This window comes from Cellulosimicrobium sp. BMG9.23 (assembly GCF_059159985.1).
In genome coordinates, this window is the sequence record NZ_JBZGBZ010000006.1 from 218,973 (window position 1) to 232,373 (window position 13,401).

Below are 13,401 nucleotides of genomic sequence, written 5' to 3' on the forward strand. Positions count from 1 at the left end.
CAGGTGAGGGGGCACAGAGCCCCTTTCCCGGGCAGTCCGTCCGGGGCGGACCGCCCCCCCGACGGGGGATTACACGGAACTAGAGGAAGGCAGTCAACATGGCTGGCGAGACGATGACCACCGTCGTGGGGAACCTCACGGAGGACCCGGACCTGCGCTACACCCCCAGCGGCGCCGCGGTGGCGAACGTGTCCATCGCGTCGACCCCCCGGGTGTTCGACCGCGAGACGCAGGAGTGGAAGGACGGCGACACGCTCTTCCTGCGCGGTGCGGTGTGGAAGGACTACGCCGAGAACGTCGCCGAGTCCCTGAGCAAGGGTGACCGCGTGATGGCGCTGGGCGCGATCCAGCAGCGCACCTACGAGACCAGCGAGGGTGAGAAGCGCACCGTCACCGAGCTCGCCATCGAGGAGATCAGCGCGGTGCTGCGGTTCGCGACCGCCGAGATCACGCGCACGAAGTCCGGCAACGGCGCGAAGTCGGCCCCCGCGAAGTCGCGGCGCACCGACGACGAGCCGGCGCCCAAGGCGACCCGGGCTCGCAGCAAGGCGAAGCCCGCCCCGGCCGAGGACGACGACGACTTCTGACAGAGCCGAAGCGGCGGTACCGGTCCAACCGACCTGGTGCCGCCGCTTCGCCGTAGGCAACGAGGAGTCCTCAGGTGCGTCGTCCTGACGAAACCACCCCAGAGCAGCGCGTGTTCGTCTCACGCCCCACCCGGCGCCATGCCGCGCCCGCGCCGACACGGCGCTCGGAGTCCATGCTGCTGCGTACGCGCCGCCAGACGCTGGCGTACCGGTTCACGTCACGGCCCATGAAGGTGCTGATCGTGATGACGGTGGTCGCGCTCCTGGGCTCAATCGGCTGGTACGCCGACACGGTCCTCGACGTGACCGGGCGGCACCGGGCGGCGGCTGAGCAGCCCCGCTCCAGCGCGCTGACCGTGTGCACCGGTCCGGTCGCCGTCACGTTCGCCGCGGCGGCGCTGTCCGACAGGCCGAGCGATCTCGCGCACGTCTCGTCCGGTCCGGGAGCGTGCGCATGAGCGTCATCGACCTGATCGACGTGCTTCGCGAGCACCCGGCCCTCGCCGTGCTCATCGCCCTGGTGCTCCTGTCGCTGCGCGCGGTGTTCGGCGGCAGTGACCGTACTGCACGGACCGACCCGCAACGGCTGTTCACCGCTGCCCAGCGCGCGCAGGCGTTCGCCCGCGCCGGGCAGCAGTGCGAGCACAAGCCGATGCTGGGTTTCCGGTGCTCAGCACGCCCCACCCACGGCGACCACATCCACCCCTGGTCTAAGGGCGGGGCCACCACCTTGTCGAACTGCGCGGCGCTGTGCGCCCGGTGCAACCGACGCAAGGGCGCGAAGGTGCCCTCGCGCGCGTACATCTGGCGGCTCGAGCGTCGCCGCCGTCGCTATTTCCCGACGGGCGCGAACCCGCGTGTCGAGTGGCGGATCGGCGTCTCCGCCTGACCCCGGGGCCGGGACGCGTTCGCCGTCCCTTTCTCCGGTGAGAGGACCAACCACCTGGAGGAGACGTGGCGGTGCTGACCATCCGCGAACTGGCGACCGACCGTGTGACGCACGGCGGCTGGAGAAGCATCATCGAGCTGGCCCAGACGCATGCCGTGGTCAACCTGCAGGGCGGGCCGCCTGCCCGCGACCGGTACGCCGGGGCGCTCATCCGCGCTGCACTGCGCCGCTCGGGCCCGGGCAGCGACGCGGTCGTCACCGCACCCGGCGTCGATGTCCGGGTGCGCCTGGACGTCGACGAGTGGGCGCAGTGGGCCGCGGCCAACCCTCTCCCGGGTGGTGCATGGTGAGCGTCTGGGTCTGCTCGGACCTGCACCTGGGGCACCGACGAGTCGCCGAGCTGCGGGGCTTCGACTCTGTCGACGAGCACGACGACGCGATCGCGACCGCCTGGGGCGACGTGGTGCGCGACGGCGACCAGGTCTGGGTGCTCGGCGACCTTGCCGGTGGCTGCCCCACGGGGGCGCTCACCATGCTCGAGGCGCTGCCAGGGGAGAAGCACCTCGTCTGGGGCAACCACGACCAGGGGCACCCGATGCACCGCAACGCCCACCGCAAGGCAGGGCAGTACCTCCAGGTCTTCGCGTCGGCGTCCGCGGCCGCCCGACGGCGCATCGGTGGGCGAGAGGTGCTGCTGTCGCACTTCCCCTACGCCGCCCCGGCCTCCGAGGCGGACCACACGTCCGACGTGCGGCACACCCAGTGGCGTCTGGCCGACGAGGGTCGGTGGCTCGTCCACGGGCACACCCACCGGCACGAGCAGCGGGTGCACGGACACCAGATCCACGTCGGCTGGGACGCCTGGCAGCGCCTCGTCCACCTGGACGAGATCGGGGCGATGATCCGCGGGGGAGTGGGAGCGCCGTGAACGTCACGCCGCGAGGTCTGGCGCTCAGGCGGCTGCGTCTGATCGCTGGTCTCACTCGCGCTGACCTCGCCGACCGTGTGCACCGCACGGGCACACCCATGAGCGCGGAGCGCGTGCGCGACGTCGAGCTCGGGAGCGGCGATCCGACGCTGGGGGAGCGCATCGCGTGCGCGTGGGTGCTGACCGCGGCCATCGAAGAGATCGCCGGAACTGCACCCGGCGGGCGCCGCCTACGGTTCCTGCTCCGTCTCGATGGCCGCGCAGCGCACGCGTGGAAGGTCGCGTCGTGAGCTTCACTGACCCCTACCGCAACTCCAGCGCCAACGCGCATCGCGCGCGGCGGGCCCTGTACGAGGCGCGCGCCGAGCGTCCCGACGTCGAGCTCAGCGGCGCCGAGGTGGCACGCCTGGCGGCGCGTGCACGTCAGATCGAGCCGGGGTGCGGGTACTTTCGGCACTCGCTCGTGCTGACCTGGCTCACCGATCCCGACTGGTGCCCGTTCGTCGACGAGGTGCTGGTCGAGCGTGCCGCCGCGTTCGACTGGGACGCGATCCGCACGTTGAACCATGTCGAGTACGAAGAGCTGCTCGACCGCCTCGCCCGCAGGTTCGACCCGTTCGGCGACCTCGACGTCGACACCTCGCACCGCGCATCGCTGTGGGAGCAGGACGACCGCGAGGTGCGGATGGGAGATCGTGCCCGGGCGTTTCGATCGGCCAGCGTCCAGGACCGTCGCACACTGCGGCGCGCGCTCGCCGCGCGGGTCGCCAAGCCCGTCGCTCCGGACGGTGCTGGCCCGGCGCGGACCCAGGCACAGATGGCTGCCGAGCTCGGCGTGTCCCCCTCGACGCTACGCGCGGCGTTCGCACGGTGCGGAGCGCGCAAGGTGCGCGGGCGGTGGGTCGTTGACGATGCCGTCTTCGAGCGCGTACGCAAGACCGTGTCACGTCCCAGCGAGTGCTCGGTCGACGGGTGCCGCAGATCTCCGCGCCGAGTAGGGATGTGCGACATGCACTCCCAGCGCGCCCGCCGCGCGACGCCGGACGCAGCACCCTCGCTGCAGGCGGTCGCCGCGTGATGGAACCCTCGACACAGTCCCCGAAAGGCATGAGATGAGCCCGACCTACGCAGCATCGACCGAGGTCCCGTCCGAGCGTTCGCGCGCCGAGGTCGAGCGGACCCTGGTGCGCTACGGGGCAACGGGCTACCAGTACGCGTGGGAGCCTGGTCGGGCCGCGGTTGGGTTCGTCATGAACGACCGTCGGATCCGCCTTGTGCTTCCGCTGCCGGACCGTGAGGATGCGGCCTTCACGGTGACCCCAAGCGGACTGGAGCGCAAGCCGTCGGCGGCGGCCGCCGCGTACGAGCAGGCGGTGCGTCAGCGCTGGCGTGCGTTGGCCCTCATGGTGAAGGCGAAGCTCGAGGCGGTGGAGTCCGGGATCGTGACGTTCGAGGACGAGTGGCTCGCGCACACCGTCATGCCGTCCGGGCGCACGGTCGCCGAGGAGGTGCGTGAGCAGGTCGACGCTGCCTACCGGCTCGGGAAGGTCGCTCCCCTGGAGATCGGTGACTGACCTCGCACGTCAGGTTAGGAGGCCGCTGCTTCGAACGCCAGCGCAGACCAGATGTCGGGCTTGTCGGGGTTCCATCCATGCAGGGCGAGGGCGAGCTCGTCGGCGAACCTGGCCGATTCACGGGTCTGGATCGCACGCAGCAGCAGGTGCAGCTCCCGGACGAGCGCGTAGACGTCCGACTCGGGGTCGCGCAACGCCTCTTCGAGACGCGTCATCGCCTGGGTGGTCTCCGGCTCAGTCGGGCGCCGGCGCCGCAGGTACACGCTCAGCGCCTCCTGCATGGGCCAGACCGAGACCTCGACCGGAACGGGCTCGGTCATGGTGCCACCGCCGCGGCGGACGACGTCGCGAGTGACCCGCCGGCCAAGGGATCGCGCTGCAGGACAGCGACCGGTCCGTGGCCCGGGATCAGGACGCGGTCCGTGGGACGTACGACGCTCGTCACGAGCGCGTGAGCGTGCTCCGGGTCGGAGTGGAACATGGCCGGCAGCGCATGTGGGCCGCTCACCATGCCCGACAGCGGATGGCTGGTCACCAGCGCGTCCCCGGACATCAGGACGTCCCCGGACCGCAGCACCATGTGCCCGGGCGTGTGCCCACCCGTGACAGAGACGACGGGGGCTCCGGGAAGATCGAGCCGGTCACCATCGGGCACGATGGACGGCGACCCCAGGGCGACGTCGCGGATGCCTCCCGCGCGGAGCGCGTGCACGACCCAGCCCAGCACCGACGGGCGCCACAGGTGCGGTGCCGCGTCCCGGAACGTGACCTGGTGGATTTCCTCGCGCGTGGCGTTGGGTGCCTCGAGCTCGCTGACCCACACGGTGGTTCCGTGCTCGCGGGCAAGTCGTGCCGCGCCGCCGATGTGGTCCGCGTGGGCGTGGGTGACCACGACGCCGGCGACGCGCTGCGGAGTCGAGCCGACGTGGCGCAGGCACCGCTCGAGCAAGGGGAAGTCGGCGGGGTAGCCGGAGTCGACCAGTGCGACGTCACGCCCGTCGACGAGCATGGCCCAGTTCGAGCTCCGCCCTTGGACGGTGAAGACGCCCGGTGCGACCTCGGCCAGCACTGACACGGCCTCACGCATGGCACACCTCGCGGATCGAAGCGGTGGCGTAGAGCTCGGTGTACACCCGGGCGCACTCCTCGGCGTCGAGCTCCACGCGTCGGCCTTCGACCTCGCGGACGAGCCCGAGCGCGTCGAGCTCGTGGAGGGTGGCCTCGACGAGCTGAGGGGACATCCCGGTTGCGGTGGTGATCTGGGACAGCGGCAACGGGCCGTGCAGGCGCAAGGCTCTGCACACCCGTGTCGATTCGCACGAGATCAGGGAAAGAATGCGGCGCACGGCGTAGACCCCCATGGATGAGTGGTTCGTCGCTACCGCGCCAGCGCCGCCGGTCGGGTACGCCGTGAACCTAGCACGGGGATTTCACCCTGTCCTCGTGAACAGGGCAGGGGTCGCATTGTGAGATGCGGCGGCCTGCTTATCCACAGATGCGCGACATGTCCGACGTACCGCGTGTCGAGCGCGTCATGATATGCCCATGGCTGGCCTGGACATGAACCCTGCAGGAGAGTGGTTCCTCCTCGACCGCAACGGAAAGCTGCTGTTCGTCGACGACCAGCACTTCGATCAGGACCTCAGCGCGAACAAGCATCTGGGTCGTGTCGCCCGCAAGCTGGTCTTCCCGGCGGTCGAAGACGCGTTGAGCGCGCGCCGGGTACGTCGCACCGAGGTGCTGGACGGCGTGGAGTACACGCTGCGTGCGGTGCCGCTGCGCACACCGGAGTCGGCGTGGATCGTCGGTGTCCTGGTGTACTACGGGCTGCGCGAGCGGCCGGTGCCCGAGATGCCGCTCGTCGGGACGTGGGAGTGGGAGATCGACGGCCCGGACATCAAGGTGCACTGGGACGCGCTGATGTTCGAGCTGTACGACATCGAGCAGCCGACGGACGAGCAGGGGCCGTGGTCACCGCCCACCTGGTTCGACACGGTGGTCGACCCTGCGGACGGCATCCGGCTCAAGAACCAGATCGAGCGGGGGCTGAGCTACGAGGGTGAGCAGGTGCACGCCATCTCCTACTCGGTGACCGCCGGGGCCGGGACCTCGCGGGAGCGGTCGGTCGAGCTGCGGCTCGCAGGCTTCTCGGATCGGCACGACGGACACGCGAGCCTTCGCGGGATGAGCTACGAGGCGTCAGGTCTGCTGCGCGAGATCGGACCGGCGGTGCAGGGCGTCCGGACGGACGCGTACCTCGCCGCTGTGTTCGAGCTCATCGAGGCGAGCGCGATCGGGCTCGTGGACCTGCGGTACATGCACCTCTATCGGACGTCGGCCGGCTGGGACTCGTTGGGGCTGATCCAGACGAAGGGGCGCACGATCCACGATCTGGTGCACGATGCGGACCACGAGTGCCTGGGCGCGTTGCTCTCGAACGACGGCGGGCAGTGCTCCACGGTGCTGCGCATGGCGACCGGCGACGAGCAGTGGGCGGAGTTCAAGGTCGCGGCGCGGCCTGTCATCGGGACGAGCGACGTGATGATCGAGGTGTCCGCTCAGTCCTGATCCCTGAGCACATACTGCGAGTGGGCACGCACGAGCTCGGCAACGCGTTGTCGTTCGAGGGCGTAACGGGGACCCCGTCCCCGACGCTCGCCGGGCGGGAGGTCGACCGAGACGACCCCGAGCTCCTCGAGCTCGGCGAGGTGCTTGGAGAGGTTGGCCGCGCTCACCGGTACCTCGACGTGGACGTCGCGGAAGGTGGATGCCTCGCGCGATCCGAGGGCTCTGATGACCTCAAGGCGTGTCGGGTGTCCGAGCGCCCTGATGGCGTCTTCGACGATGCGTGGCAGGCGGTTCGTGTCCGGGGTGGCTGGCACGGGAAGCATTCTGCCTGAAATATCAACTATTGGCACTCCGCTCTCCCATCCGAACCTCCATCTCTTCACGTGAGGTCTAACTCTCCCATCAGTTGTATGTCTCTCGGATCGCGGTTAGCGTGCGAGCATGATCTCACCCCAGCTCCAACACGCGCCCGTCTTCGCCAGGCGGAGAGAGCCGCGCCCAGCGCCTCGCCCCAGTGAGGGCCGAGCCGCGGTCGGGCAGAGACGTCCGCAGCGTGCGCCAGAGCGCGGCGGACGAACGAGCGCGCGATGGCCAATTGGCGGAGTAGCGAGTGCATCCGCTGCCGCTCGCACGCTTCCTACGCCAATAAACTCCCGAATGTCGCGTACGAACCGTTTGGGCTTTCGCGGGCTACCCGATCGCGAGCTCACGACGGATCGCCTCCAGGCTCGGCCCGTACTCGACCGAGACGCCCCTGAGCCATCGCGTCACCACGTCCGCCGCCCGAGTCGCCGAGCCGGATTCCCGGGACCGCGCGATCGTGTCGTCGACGTCACCTGCGAACCACCACGGCGTCAGGTCCCGGTAGAGCTCGAGCAGCGCCACGACCGACGACGACAGGACCGAGTCGCTTCGCGCTGCCTCCGGGTCGAAAAGCTCGTCGAGCAGGCCGACGAGCTCCGTCGCGCCCGCCGCGAGGGCCGCATCCTCGACGACCTCGGTGATCGTCACGGCCGTCGCCTGGACCTCGTCGGTCACGGCCAGCAGAGGTCGCAGGTCGATCCCGTCCAGCTCCGGGACCGGATCCCCTTCCAGCCAGTCCCTGACCAGGCTCAGGTCCTCCTCCGACGTCCGGTCCAGTCCCGCGCTCGACAGGACGTCGAGCCACGTGCCGTCGACCGGGTCGTACAGACCGCATGCCATCGCGGCCAGGCACAGGCGGATGGCGAGCATCTCGTCCGTCTCGTCCACCTGGCCGCCGCCCTCGAGGTCGATGCGGCGCCGCGCCGCGACCTCCGGCGGCAGCCACATCATCGGGAACCACATCACCTCGGGCCGGAATCCCGGCCAGCGCCCGCTCTCGTCCCGCAGCGCGTAGTCCGGAAGCGGCGTTCCCACGACCGAGGTGACGATCCACGAGTCGACCCCCACTCCGGACGTCGACGCGAGGTTCGCGTGCAAGTCGTCGAGGTCGAGCAGCGAGGTGCACAGGAGCAGCCCTTGCCCCTGCCCGCTGTTCGCCCCGATCGCAACTCGCTCGGGCTTGGCATGTGCCAGCGACATCATGACTCCTGTTTTCGCCGGGGGCGGCTCTTCCCGCCGCCCCACCTACCGTGCATCAGGCACACGAGGAGAGGCCTATGAGCCGGCCACAGACTCGCGTCGACGACGAGACCGGCTGGTGGCGCGAGCATTATCGGCACGTGCTGGCGCACGTCACCCGTCGGTGTGGTACGCGCCATGCCGAAGATGCCACCGCGCGGGCAGCGGAAAAGGTTCTGGTGCGGCTGCGCACGCGAGGAGGCGTGCGAGACGTGCGGGCGTACTGGACCCGTGCCGCGGTGAACGAGGCAATCTCAATGGCACGCACGGACGCACGCACGGTCCTGACCGACCTTCCTCCAGAACCACGCGACGCTCCGGACGACGCGGTCGATTCCATCGTCGAGACATGCTCCCGAGAGCGCAACGTCGCCGCGATGCGCCAGGCGCTCGGAGAGCTCGGGCCATCCGACCAGGGCCTGCTGCTGGCCCGGCACGTCGACGAGCAGAGCCTGGACCAGATTGCCGCCGCCGAAGGAACCTCCGCGCGAACCGTGTCGATGCGGCTCACGCGCGCCGCGACGCGTCTTAGCGACCAGTTCGTCGCGACGCACACCCGCCGCTCGAGCTCGGCGGACTGCCGAACGACCGCGGTACGACTCCGTCGGTACTACCGCGGCACGCTCGGTCCTGTCGCGCAGACCGAAGTCGAGGGCCATCTCGCGATCTGCACCGGATGTGCGGCGGCTGGCGGCGAGGCCGTCGACCTGGTGAGCCGGGTCCGTGCGGCCGCCGTCTTGCCGTTCGTAGTGATGATCGCAGCGCTGATGCGGCGCCTTCCAGAACGCGTGCCTGGAGCAGCTGGAGGACTGTCCGCACTCGCCCTCGCCGTCGGCGGCGCGTTCGTCGTCGCATTCGCGGTAGCAGTCGGAGGCGCGGTGGTCTTGGCCGCACCCACGGGCACGAGCGCGGTCGAGGTGAGCGCCGCGCCGGAGGTCACCGTCGTGAAGGACCCTGGTCCCGTGCTCCCGGCGACGACCACGGGCACAGATACTTCTGTGCGTGAAGACCGCGCGGTCGACATCCGCGTGGAGCGCGAGCGGGAGGCGATGCTCACGCGGGCACTCACGGACGAGACGCCACTTCACCACCCGCATGACCGTCCGGTGCGTCCGGGGCCGTGACCTGCTCGCACCGCGCTGGTCCAGGCCGTCGAGGACCAGCGCGGACCAGCGGCGGACCATCCCTCGGCTGGTCCGGTTCGCGGCGGCGAAACACCAGTTCACGACCACTATCTCTCTACATCTATTGATGAGACCAGTCAGACCAGCTCATACCCCTATACGCCATGCGCGCTAGGCATATAGGTTCTCGGGGATCGTCTTCAGGTAAGTACATATGTCCCTTCCCCCTATAGGGCCTACCCCCGGGCCGGTCCGGCTGGTCCACCCCGGACTGACGCACGTTTTCGAACACTGACCAGCACAAACACCGGACCAGCCGCGGGCTGGCCCTGCGCTGGTCCCGCTGGTCGACGAACCGACCTTCGTGTGCCTGATCTCCAACGAGCGCGCGCCGAACACGGCCGACCGGACGAGAGGGCACCAGTGGCGATCGAACGGCTGACCGTGAACCTGCCCGACGGCTTCGACGCCGGCCGGCACGTCAACGGCCTCATCGCCAAGGTCTCCGAGGTCAAGGGCTCCGGGTGGGAGCTCGACTCGATCGACCCCGACGCGCACACCGCCGTGCTCACCCGTCAGGTCGTCGCCACGGAGGTGCGCACTGCGAAGGGCGCCGCGCGCACCAAGGCGGTCAACCTGCCCCGCGGGACGAAGCCCTCCGACGGTGACAAGATCGCCGCCCGCTTCGAGGACGCCCACCGCGGCTACTACCTCACCAGCTTCGAGCCGTACCTCGGCAAGGCCACGCTGACCAAGCTCAGCGACGACGAGGCGCGCTGCCGCGGTGCAGTCGCCCTCGCCCTCGGCGTCAAGGCGTGGGACGTGCAGGTCCGCGCCACGCCCGACGGCGGATTCGGCCTCGACCTGCCGCGGACCTACGTCCCCAGCAAGCATCTGTCCAAGCTCGAGGAGGTCGCCACCGTCGTCGTCGGCCGGGACGGCTGGTACGTCGACGTCGACACCAAGGGCCTGTCCGCCCGCATCGTGCCGGCCGAGCCACCCACCTTCGCCCCGGTCATCCCCTACTCGCTCGCGTCCACGCCGCGCCCCGGGGACTGGTCCATCCCGGTCGGTCAGCAGCTCGCCGAACCTGGCGCCACCCCCGTCGAGCTCGCCCTCGACTTCGGCGCCACCCCAGGCGCACTCGTGGTCGGCACCGCCGGGTCCGGGAAGTCGAGCGCGATCAACGCGCTCATCGCCGGTGCGCTTCAGCGCGGGTTCGAGCTTGCCATCGGCGACGTCCCGCACAAGGCCGTCGACTTCACGTGGTGCAAGGAGTTCTGCCGCCCGGGCGGATGGGGGTGCGACTCGCCCGAGCAGACGCTGACGATGCTGCGCCTGATCTACGAGGAGGGCCAGGCCCGAGCCCGGTTGCTCGCCGAGCGCGACGTCCAGAAGGTCCAGGACTTGCCCCCGCACCTTCAGCCCCGCCCGATCCTGGTCGTGCTCGACGAGGTCACGGGGATGTTCGCGCTGGAGGAGGTGCCCAAGGGGATCGGCAAGGACCACCCGCTCGTGCTGGAGGCCGTTACCAAGAACCTCGTCGTCCAGCTCATCAAGTCCACCGTGGCGAAGATCCCTGCCGAGCTGCGGTTCGTCGGCATCCGCATCATCGTCGCCACCCAGATGGCGCAAGCGAACACCGGGATCTCCGTCCCGCTCAAGACCAACCTCGCCAACCGGATGCTGCTCGGCTCGAACCCCAACGAGGCAGCACGCGGGCACGCCTTCCTCGACCCCCGCTCGGCTCCGACCATCCCCGAGAACGTCAAGGCGGACCCGGGCGCCGTCCGCGGTGTCGGCGTCGCCGAGTTCGAGGGGCACATGCCCGTGGTGTTCAAGTCCTACCTGGCGACGTCCGCCGACTACCGCGCACGACTCGAGCTGGCGCAGATCCCCACGACCGCACACCCCGAGCCGACGCCGGCCCAGGTCGCCAAGCACACCCCCACGCTCGACGGCGCCAGCGACGACCGTCCCGCTTCGCGGCTCGACGGAGGCGGATGGGGAGAGCCCGACGGGCGTGACGCACCCGAGCCGCGACTGCGGGGCGCGGCGGCCGCGGCGCACGCGCTCCGCGCCGAGGCGAACTGACCCCGCAACGAGAGGAACCCAACATGATCCGCACGCTCGACCTCGACTACGAGCCCCGGCTCCACGGGCCACTGCTGGTGTACGGACCGTCAGGCAGCGGGAAGACGACGCTGCTGGCGCAGATCGCGACGAGCGCGGACGCACGCGGCCACGACGTGTACGCGATCGACTCCCGCGGCGACCTCACGTCCTACCTGCGCCACGTACGCGGCGAGGTCACCTCCACCCCCGAGCGCGCGCTCGCGAACCTGCGACAGGTCCTCGACCGCATCGGCTCCCGCCGGCGCTCCGCCGCCGCCCCGACGAGCAGCGATGAGCGCGAGCCCCAGGACGTGACCCCCGCGCTGCTCGTCGTCGACGATGAGCACGACCTCTTCGCGGGTATCCATGGGGCCGAGATCGCCTCCGCGGTGCTCGCCGTCGCCCGGCTCGCACGCGCGACCGGCTGCGGCCTCGTGGCCGCGGCCCACTCGCCGCTCACGTGGAGCACCGAGGGACACGACCTGCGCAGGCAGGCACGGTCGCAAGTGGTGTTCGGTCACGCACCTTCCGAGATCGTCCGGCTCGCCACCGGCGCCGACACACCTGTGCAGCACGGTCACGCACTGGTGGCGATGGGCGGGGCCCCGCCCCGCAACGTGGCGCTGTAGGACCACACGCTTCGACCACGCTCGATCGCGCACAGGACTGACGACGGGTGACCAGCACCCAGGCTCACGAGAGGAGACACGATGTCTCGGATCATCGCACTGGGCGGGTACGCCGGCGCCGGCAAGGACACCGTCGGCCAGCACCTGGTCTCTGCCCACGGGTTCCGCCGGTTCGCGCACGCCGACGTGCTGCGTGACGTCCTGGTCGAGCTCGACCCATTCGTGGACGGCACCACCAGGATCTCTGCGATCGGCAAGTCCGGGCAGTACCTGCTCGACGACCGGCTCTTCGGGGCCGAGGTGCGGCGCATCAGCGGGCTGTTCGCCGACGACCTGCTCCCCGTCGAGCTCGACGTCCAGCCACCGGCGCTCGACCACGCGCAGGAGATGACCGTGACGCTCGACCCCCTGGTCGACGGCGGCACGACCGTGCAGGGCCTGGTGTCCGAGCTCGAGTGGGACGGTGCGAAGAGACACCGAATCCACGGCCCCGAGGTGCGCCGACTCCTGCAGGCGCTGGGAGACGTGCTGCGAGCGGCGTTCGGTCAGGAGCTGCTCGTGCACGCTCTGATCGAGCGCGTCGCTCTCGCCTGGGCGCAGGACGGCGTGTTCGACGTTGTGGTGACCGACGCGCGCGGTGACGCAGAGACCTCGACGCTCGTCGAGCGCGGCGCCGAGGTCTGGTGGGTGGATCGTCCCGGCGTCGGACCCGCGAACGACCACCACACCGAGCGGCCGATCTCCATGCACCTGATCGACCACGTCCTGAACAATGACACGACCGTCGCCGGACTCGGCGCCGCTGTCGACGATCTGCTGAACCGGGCCGGCGCCCGGGTCGCCTGAGGAGATCCCGTGATCATCGCCACCGCCGACGTCCGCCACGACGCGCCCGCACATCCGACGCCGGGCCGCACATGGCCGTTCGCCCTCGTCACCGAGCAGTCGACCTGGTTCGCGGACTCCCTCACCGAGCTCGTCGGCGTGCTCGTCCCCGGGTACGCGCAGATGGGCGACGAAGAGGCCCTGGGCGCCCGGTGGGCGTACGCGGCTGCCGTCGCGGACGTCGCTCAGGCCGAGCTGGCGGCACGTGCAGGGCTGGAGGACCTGAGCGAGGACGAGCTGCAGGTGGTCCTCGCCCCGCGCAGCGCGACCGTGCACCTCGAGAGCTGGTCGTCGTCACGGGTCCCGCTCGTGCTGGTCCGTACCGACTACGCGCCGTTCACCGACGTCCCGGTGCCTGCCGGGACGGTGCGACTCATCGACCCGTCCGGCGAGCGCGAGCTGCTCGAGACGCTGGCGTCCCTGGGCACCGTCGTCCTGCTCGCTCGCCCGGACGACGTCTGACCGACGTGGATCAGCGACCGCGACACTCCTCCCCACGG

19 protein-coding genes are annotated in these 13,401 nt (G+C 70.3%); 14 read left to right on the forward strand and 5 right to left on the reverse strand.

Annotated elements, in window-relative coordinates:
- Positions 1 to 98: 98 nt before the first annotated feature.
- From ssb to AC4H2G_RS12070, 8 genes are all read left to right on the forward strand, one after another.
- Positions 99 to 587 (forward strand): single-stranded DNA-binding protein, encoded by a 489-nt coding sequence (gene ssb, locus AC4H2G_RS12035; RefSeq protein ID WP_494365975.1) that lies wholly within the window; start codon positions 99 to 101, stop codon positions 585 to 587.
- Between the two features lie 110 nt (positions 588 to 697).
- Complete coding sequence (locus AC4H2G_RS12040; RefSeq protein WP_494365976.1) at positions 698 to 1,045, forward strand: hypothetical protein; 348 nt, start codon at positions 698 to 700, stop codon at positions 1,043 to 1,045.
- Positions 1,042 to 1,476, forward strand: coding sequence for an HNH endonuclease (locus AC4H2G_RS12045; RefSeq protein ID WP_494365977.1), 435 nt, complete (start codon positions 1,042 to 1,044; stop codon positions 1,474 to 1,476). Before AC4H2G_RS12040 ends, AC4H2G_RS12045 begins: the two co-directional genes overlap by 4 nt.
- 65 nt (positions 1,477 to 1,541) lie before the next feature.
- Positions 1,542 to 1,826 carry a hypothetical protein gene (locus AC4H2G_RS12050; protein WP_494365978.1) on the forward strand — a complete coding sequence of 95 codons (285 nt, stop codon included), beginning with the start codon at positions 1,542 to 1,544 and terminating at the stop codon, positions 1,824 to 1,826.
- Entirely contained in the window at positions 1,820 to 2,404 is a 585-nt protein-coding gene (locus tag AC4H2G_RS12055) for a metallophosphoesterase family protein (protein ID WP_494365979.1), read from the forward strand. Before AC4H2G_RS12050 ends, AC4H2G_RS12055 begins: the two co-directional genes overlap by 7 nt.
- 98 nt (positions 2,405 to 2,502) lie before the next feature.
- Positions 2,503 to 2,694, forward strand: a complete 192-nt coding sequence (locus tag AC4H2G_RS12060) for a hypothetical protein (RefSeq protein ID WP_494365980.1) — start codon at positions 2,503 to 2,505, stop codon at positions 2,692 to 2,694.
- Positions 2,691 to 3,482 (forward strand): hypothetical protein, encoded by a 792-nt coding sequence (locus tag AC4H2G_RS12065; RefSeq protein WP_494365981.1) that lies wholly within the window; start codon positions 2,691 to 2,693, stop codon positions 3,480 to 3,482. Before AC4H2G_RS12060 ends, AC4H2G_RS12065 begins: the two co-directional genes overlap by 4 nt.
- A 34-nt stretch (positions 3,483 to 3,516) precedes the next feature.
- Entirely contained in the window at positions 3,517 to 3,978 is a 462-nt protein-coding gene (locus AC4H2G_RS12070) for a hypothetical protein (RefSeq protein WP_494365982.1), read from the forward strand.
- A 14-nt stretch (positions 3,979 to 3,992) separates the two neighbouring features.
- On the opposite strand, the gene AC4H2G_RS12075 is transcribed toward AC4H2G_RS12070, so the two are convergent.
- The 3 genes from AC4H2G_RS12075 to AC4H2G_RS12085 are packed head-to-tail and all read right to left on the reverse strand — an operon-like array spanning position 3,993 to position 5,339.
- Positions 3,993 to 4,298, reverse strand: a complete 306-nt coding sequence (locus AC4H2G_RS12075; RefSeq protein WP_494365983.1) for a hypothetical protein — start codon at positions 4,296 to 4,298, stop codon at positions 3,993 to 3,995.
- On the reverse strand, positions 4,295 to 5,065 hold the full coding sequence (locus tag AC4H2G_RS12080; RefSeq protein WP_494365984.1) for an MBL fold metallo-hydrolase: 771 nt from the start codon (positions 5,063 to 5,065) through the stop codon (positions 4,295 to 4,297). Before AC4H2G_RS12080 ends, AC4H2G_RS12075 begins: the two co-directional genes overlap by 4 nt.
- On the reverse strand, positions 5,058 to 5,339 hold the full coding sequence (locus tag AC4H2G_RS12085) for a hypothetical protein (protein WP_494365985.1): 282 nt from the start codon (positions 5,337 to 5,339) through the stop codon (positions 5,058 to 5,060). Before AC4H2G_RS12085 ends, AC4H2G_RS12080 begins: the two co-directional genes overlap by 8 nt.
- A gap of 184 nt (positions 5,340 to 5,523) precedes the next feature.
- On the opposite strand from AC4H2G_RS12085, the gene AC4H2G_RS12090 reads away from it, so the two are divergent.
- Positions 5,524 to 6,546: a hypothetical protein gene (locus tag AC4H2G_RS12090; RefSeq protein ID WP_494365986.1), complete on the forward strand. Its 1,023-nt coding sequence runs from the start codon at positions 5,524 to 5,526 to the stop codon at positions 6,544 to 6,546.
- Here AC4H2G_RS12090 and AC4H2G_RS12095 read toward each other — a convergent pair.
- Both AC4H2G_RS12095 and AC4H2G_RS12100 read right to left on the reverse strand, forming a co-directional pair.
- Positions 6,537 to 6,860, reverse strand: coding sequence for an ArsR/SmtB family transcription factor (locus AC4H2G_RS12095; RefSeq protein ID WP_494365987.1), 324 nt, complete (start codon positions 6,858 to 6,860; stop codon positions 6,537 to 6,539). The genes AC4H2G_RS12090 and AC4H2G_RS12095 overlap by 10 nt on opposite strands.
- A gap of 376 nt (positions 6,861 to 7,236) precedes the next feature.
- Positions 7,237 to 8,109, reverse strand: coding sequence for a hypothetical protein (locus AC4H2G_RS12100; protein ID WP_494365988.1), 873 nt, complete (start codon positions 8,107 to 8,109; stop codon positions 7,237 to 7,239).
- Between the two features lie 77 nt (positions 8,110 to 8,186).
- Here AC4H2G_RS12100 and AC4H2G_RS12105 point away from each other — a divergent pair, with 77 nt between their 5' ends.
- The 5 genes from AC4H2G_RS12105 (at position 8,187) to AC4H2G_RS12125 (ending at position 13,363) form a co-directional block, all read left to right on the forward strand.
- Positions 8,187 to 9,272: an RNA polymerase sigma factor gene (locus AC4H2G_RS12105; RefSeq protein WP_494365989.1), complete on the forward strand. Its 1,086-nt coding sequence runs from the start codon at positions 8,187 to 8,189 to the stop codon at positions 9,270 to 9,272.
- A gap of 423 nt (positions 9,273 to 9,695) precedes the next feature.
- Entirely contained in the window at positions 9,696 to 11,366 is a 1,671-nt protein-coding gene (locus tag AC4H2G_RS12110) for a P-loop NTPase family protein (RefSeq protein ID WP_494365990.1), read from the forward strand.
- Between the two features lie 23 nt (positions 11,367 to 11,389).
- A complete protein-coding gene (locus AC4H2G_RS12115) occupies positions 11,390 to 12,016 on the forward strand; it encodes an ATP-binding protein (RefSeq protein WP_494365991.1) in 627 nt (208 codons plus the stop codon).
- A gap of 81 nt (positions 12,017 to 12,097) precedes the next feature.
- A complete protein-coding gene (locus AC4H2G_RS12120) occupies positions 12,098 to 12,862 on the forward strand; it encodes a deoxynucleotide monophosphate kinase family protein (RefSeq protein WP_494365992.1) in 765 nt (254 codons plus the stop codon).
- 9 nt (positions 12,863 to 12,871) lie between these two features.
- Entirely contained in the window at positions 12,872 to 13,363 is a 492-nt protein-coding gene (locus AC4H2G_RS12125) for a hypothetical protein (protein WP_494365993.1), read from the forward strand.
- The last annotated feature ends 38 nt before the right edge of the window (positions 13,364 to 13,401 follow it).

What these genes read in the sequence shown, in the direction of transcription:
- ssb (WP_494365975.1), top strand. Translation starts at nt 99, where the DNA reads ATGGCTGGCGAGACGATGACCACCGTCGTGGGGAACCTCACGGAGGAC.
- AC4H2G_RS12045 (WP_494365977.1), top strand. Translation starts at nt 1,042, where the DNA reads ATGAGCGTCATCGACCTGATCGACGTGCTTCGCGAGCACCCGGCCCTC.
- AC4H2G_RS12055 (WP_494365979.1), top strand. Translation starts at nt 1,820, where the DNA reads ATGGTGAGCGTCTGGGTCTGCTCGGACCTGCACCTGGGGCACCGACGA.
- AC4H2G_RS12060 (WP_494365980.1), top strand. Translation starts at nt 2,503, where the DNA reads ATGAGCGCGGAGCGCGTGCGCGACGTCGAGCTCGGGAGCGGCGATCCG.
- AC4H2G_RS12070 (WP_494365982.1), top strand. Translation starts at nt 3,517, where the DNA reads ATGAGCCCGACCTACGCAGCATCGACCGAGGTCCCGTCCGAGCGTTCG.
- AC4H2G_RS12075 (WP_494365983.1), bottom strand. Translation starts at nt 4,298, where the DNA reads ATGACCGAGCCCGTTCCGGTCGAGGTCTCGGTCTGGCCCATGCAGGAG.
- AC4H2G_RS12080 (WP_494365984.1), bottom strand. Translation starts at nt 5,065, where the DNA reads ATGCGTGAGGCCGTGTCAGTGCTGGCCGAGGTCGCACCGGGCGTCTTC.
- AC4H2G_RS12085 (WP_494365985.1), bottom strand. Translation starts at nt 5,339, where the DNA reads ATGGGGGTCTACGCCGTGCGCCGCATTCTTTCCCTGATCTCGTGCGAA.
- AC4H2G_RS12090 (WP_494365986.1), top strand. Translation starts at nt 5,524, where the DNA reads ATGGCTGGCCTGGACATGAACCCTGCAGGAGAGTGGTTCCTCCTCGAC.
- AC4H2G_RS12100 (WP_494365988.1), bottom strand. Translation starts at nt 8,109, where the DNA reads ATGTCGCTGGCACATGCCAAGCCCGAGCGAGTTGCGATCGGGGCGAAC.
- AC4H2G_RS12105 (WP_494365989.1), top strand. Translation starts at nt 8,187, where the DNA reads ATGAGCCGGCCACAGACTCGCGTCGACGACGAGACCGGCTGGTGGCGC.
- AC4H2G_RS12115 (WP_494365991.1), top strand. Translation starts at nt 11,390, where the DNA reads ATGATCCGCACGCTCGACCTCGACTACGAGCCCCGGCTCCACGGGCCA.
- AC4H2G_RS12120 (WP_494365992.1), top strand. Translation starts at nt 12,098, where the DNA reads ATGTCTCGGATCATCGCACTGGGCGGGTACGCCGGCGCCGGCAAGGAC.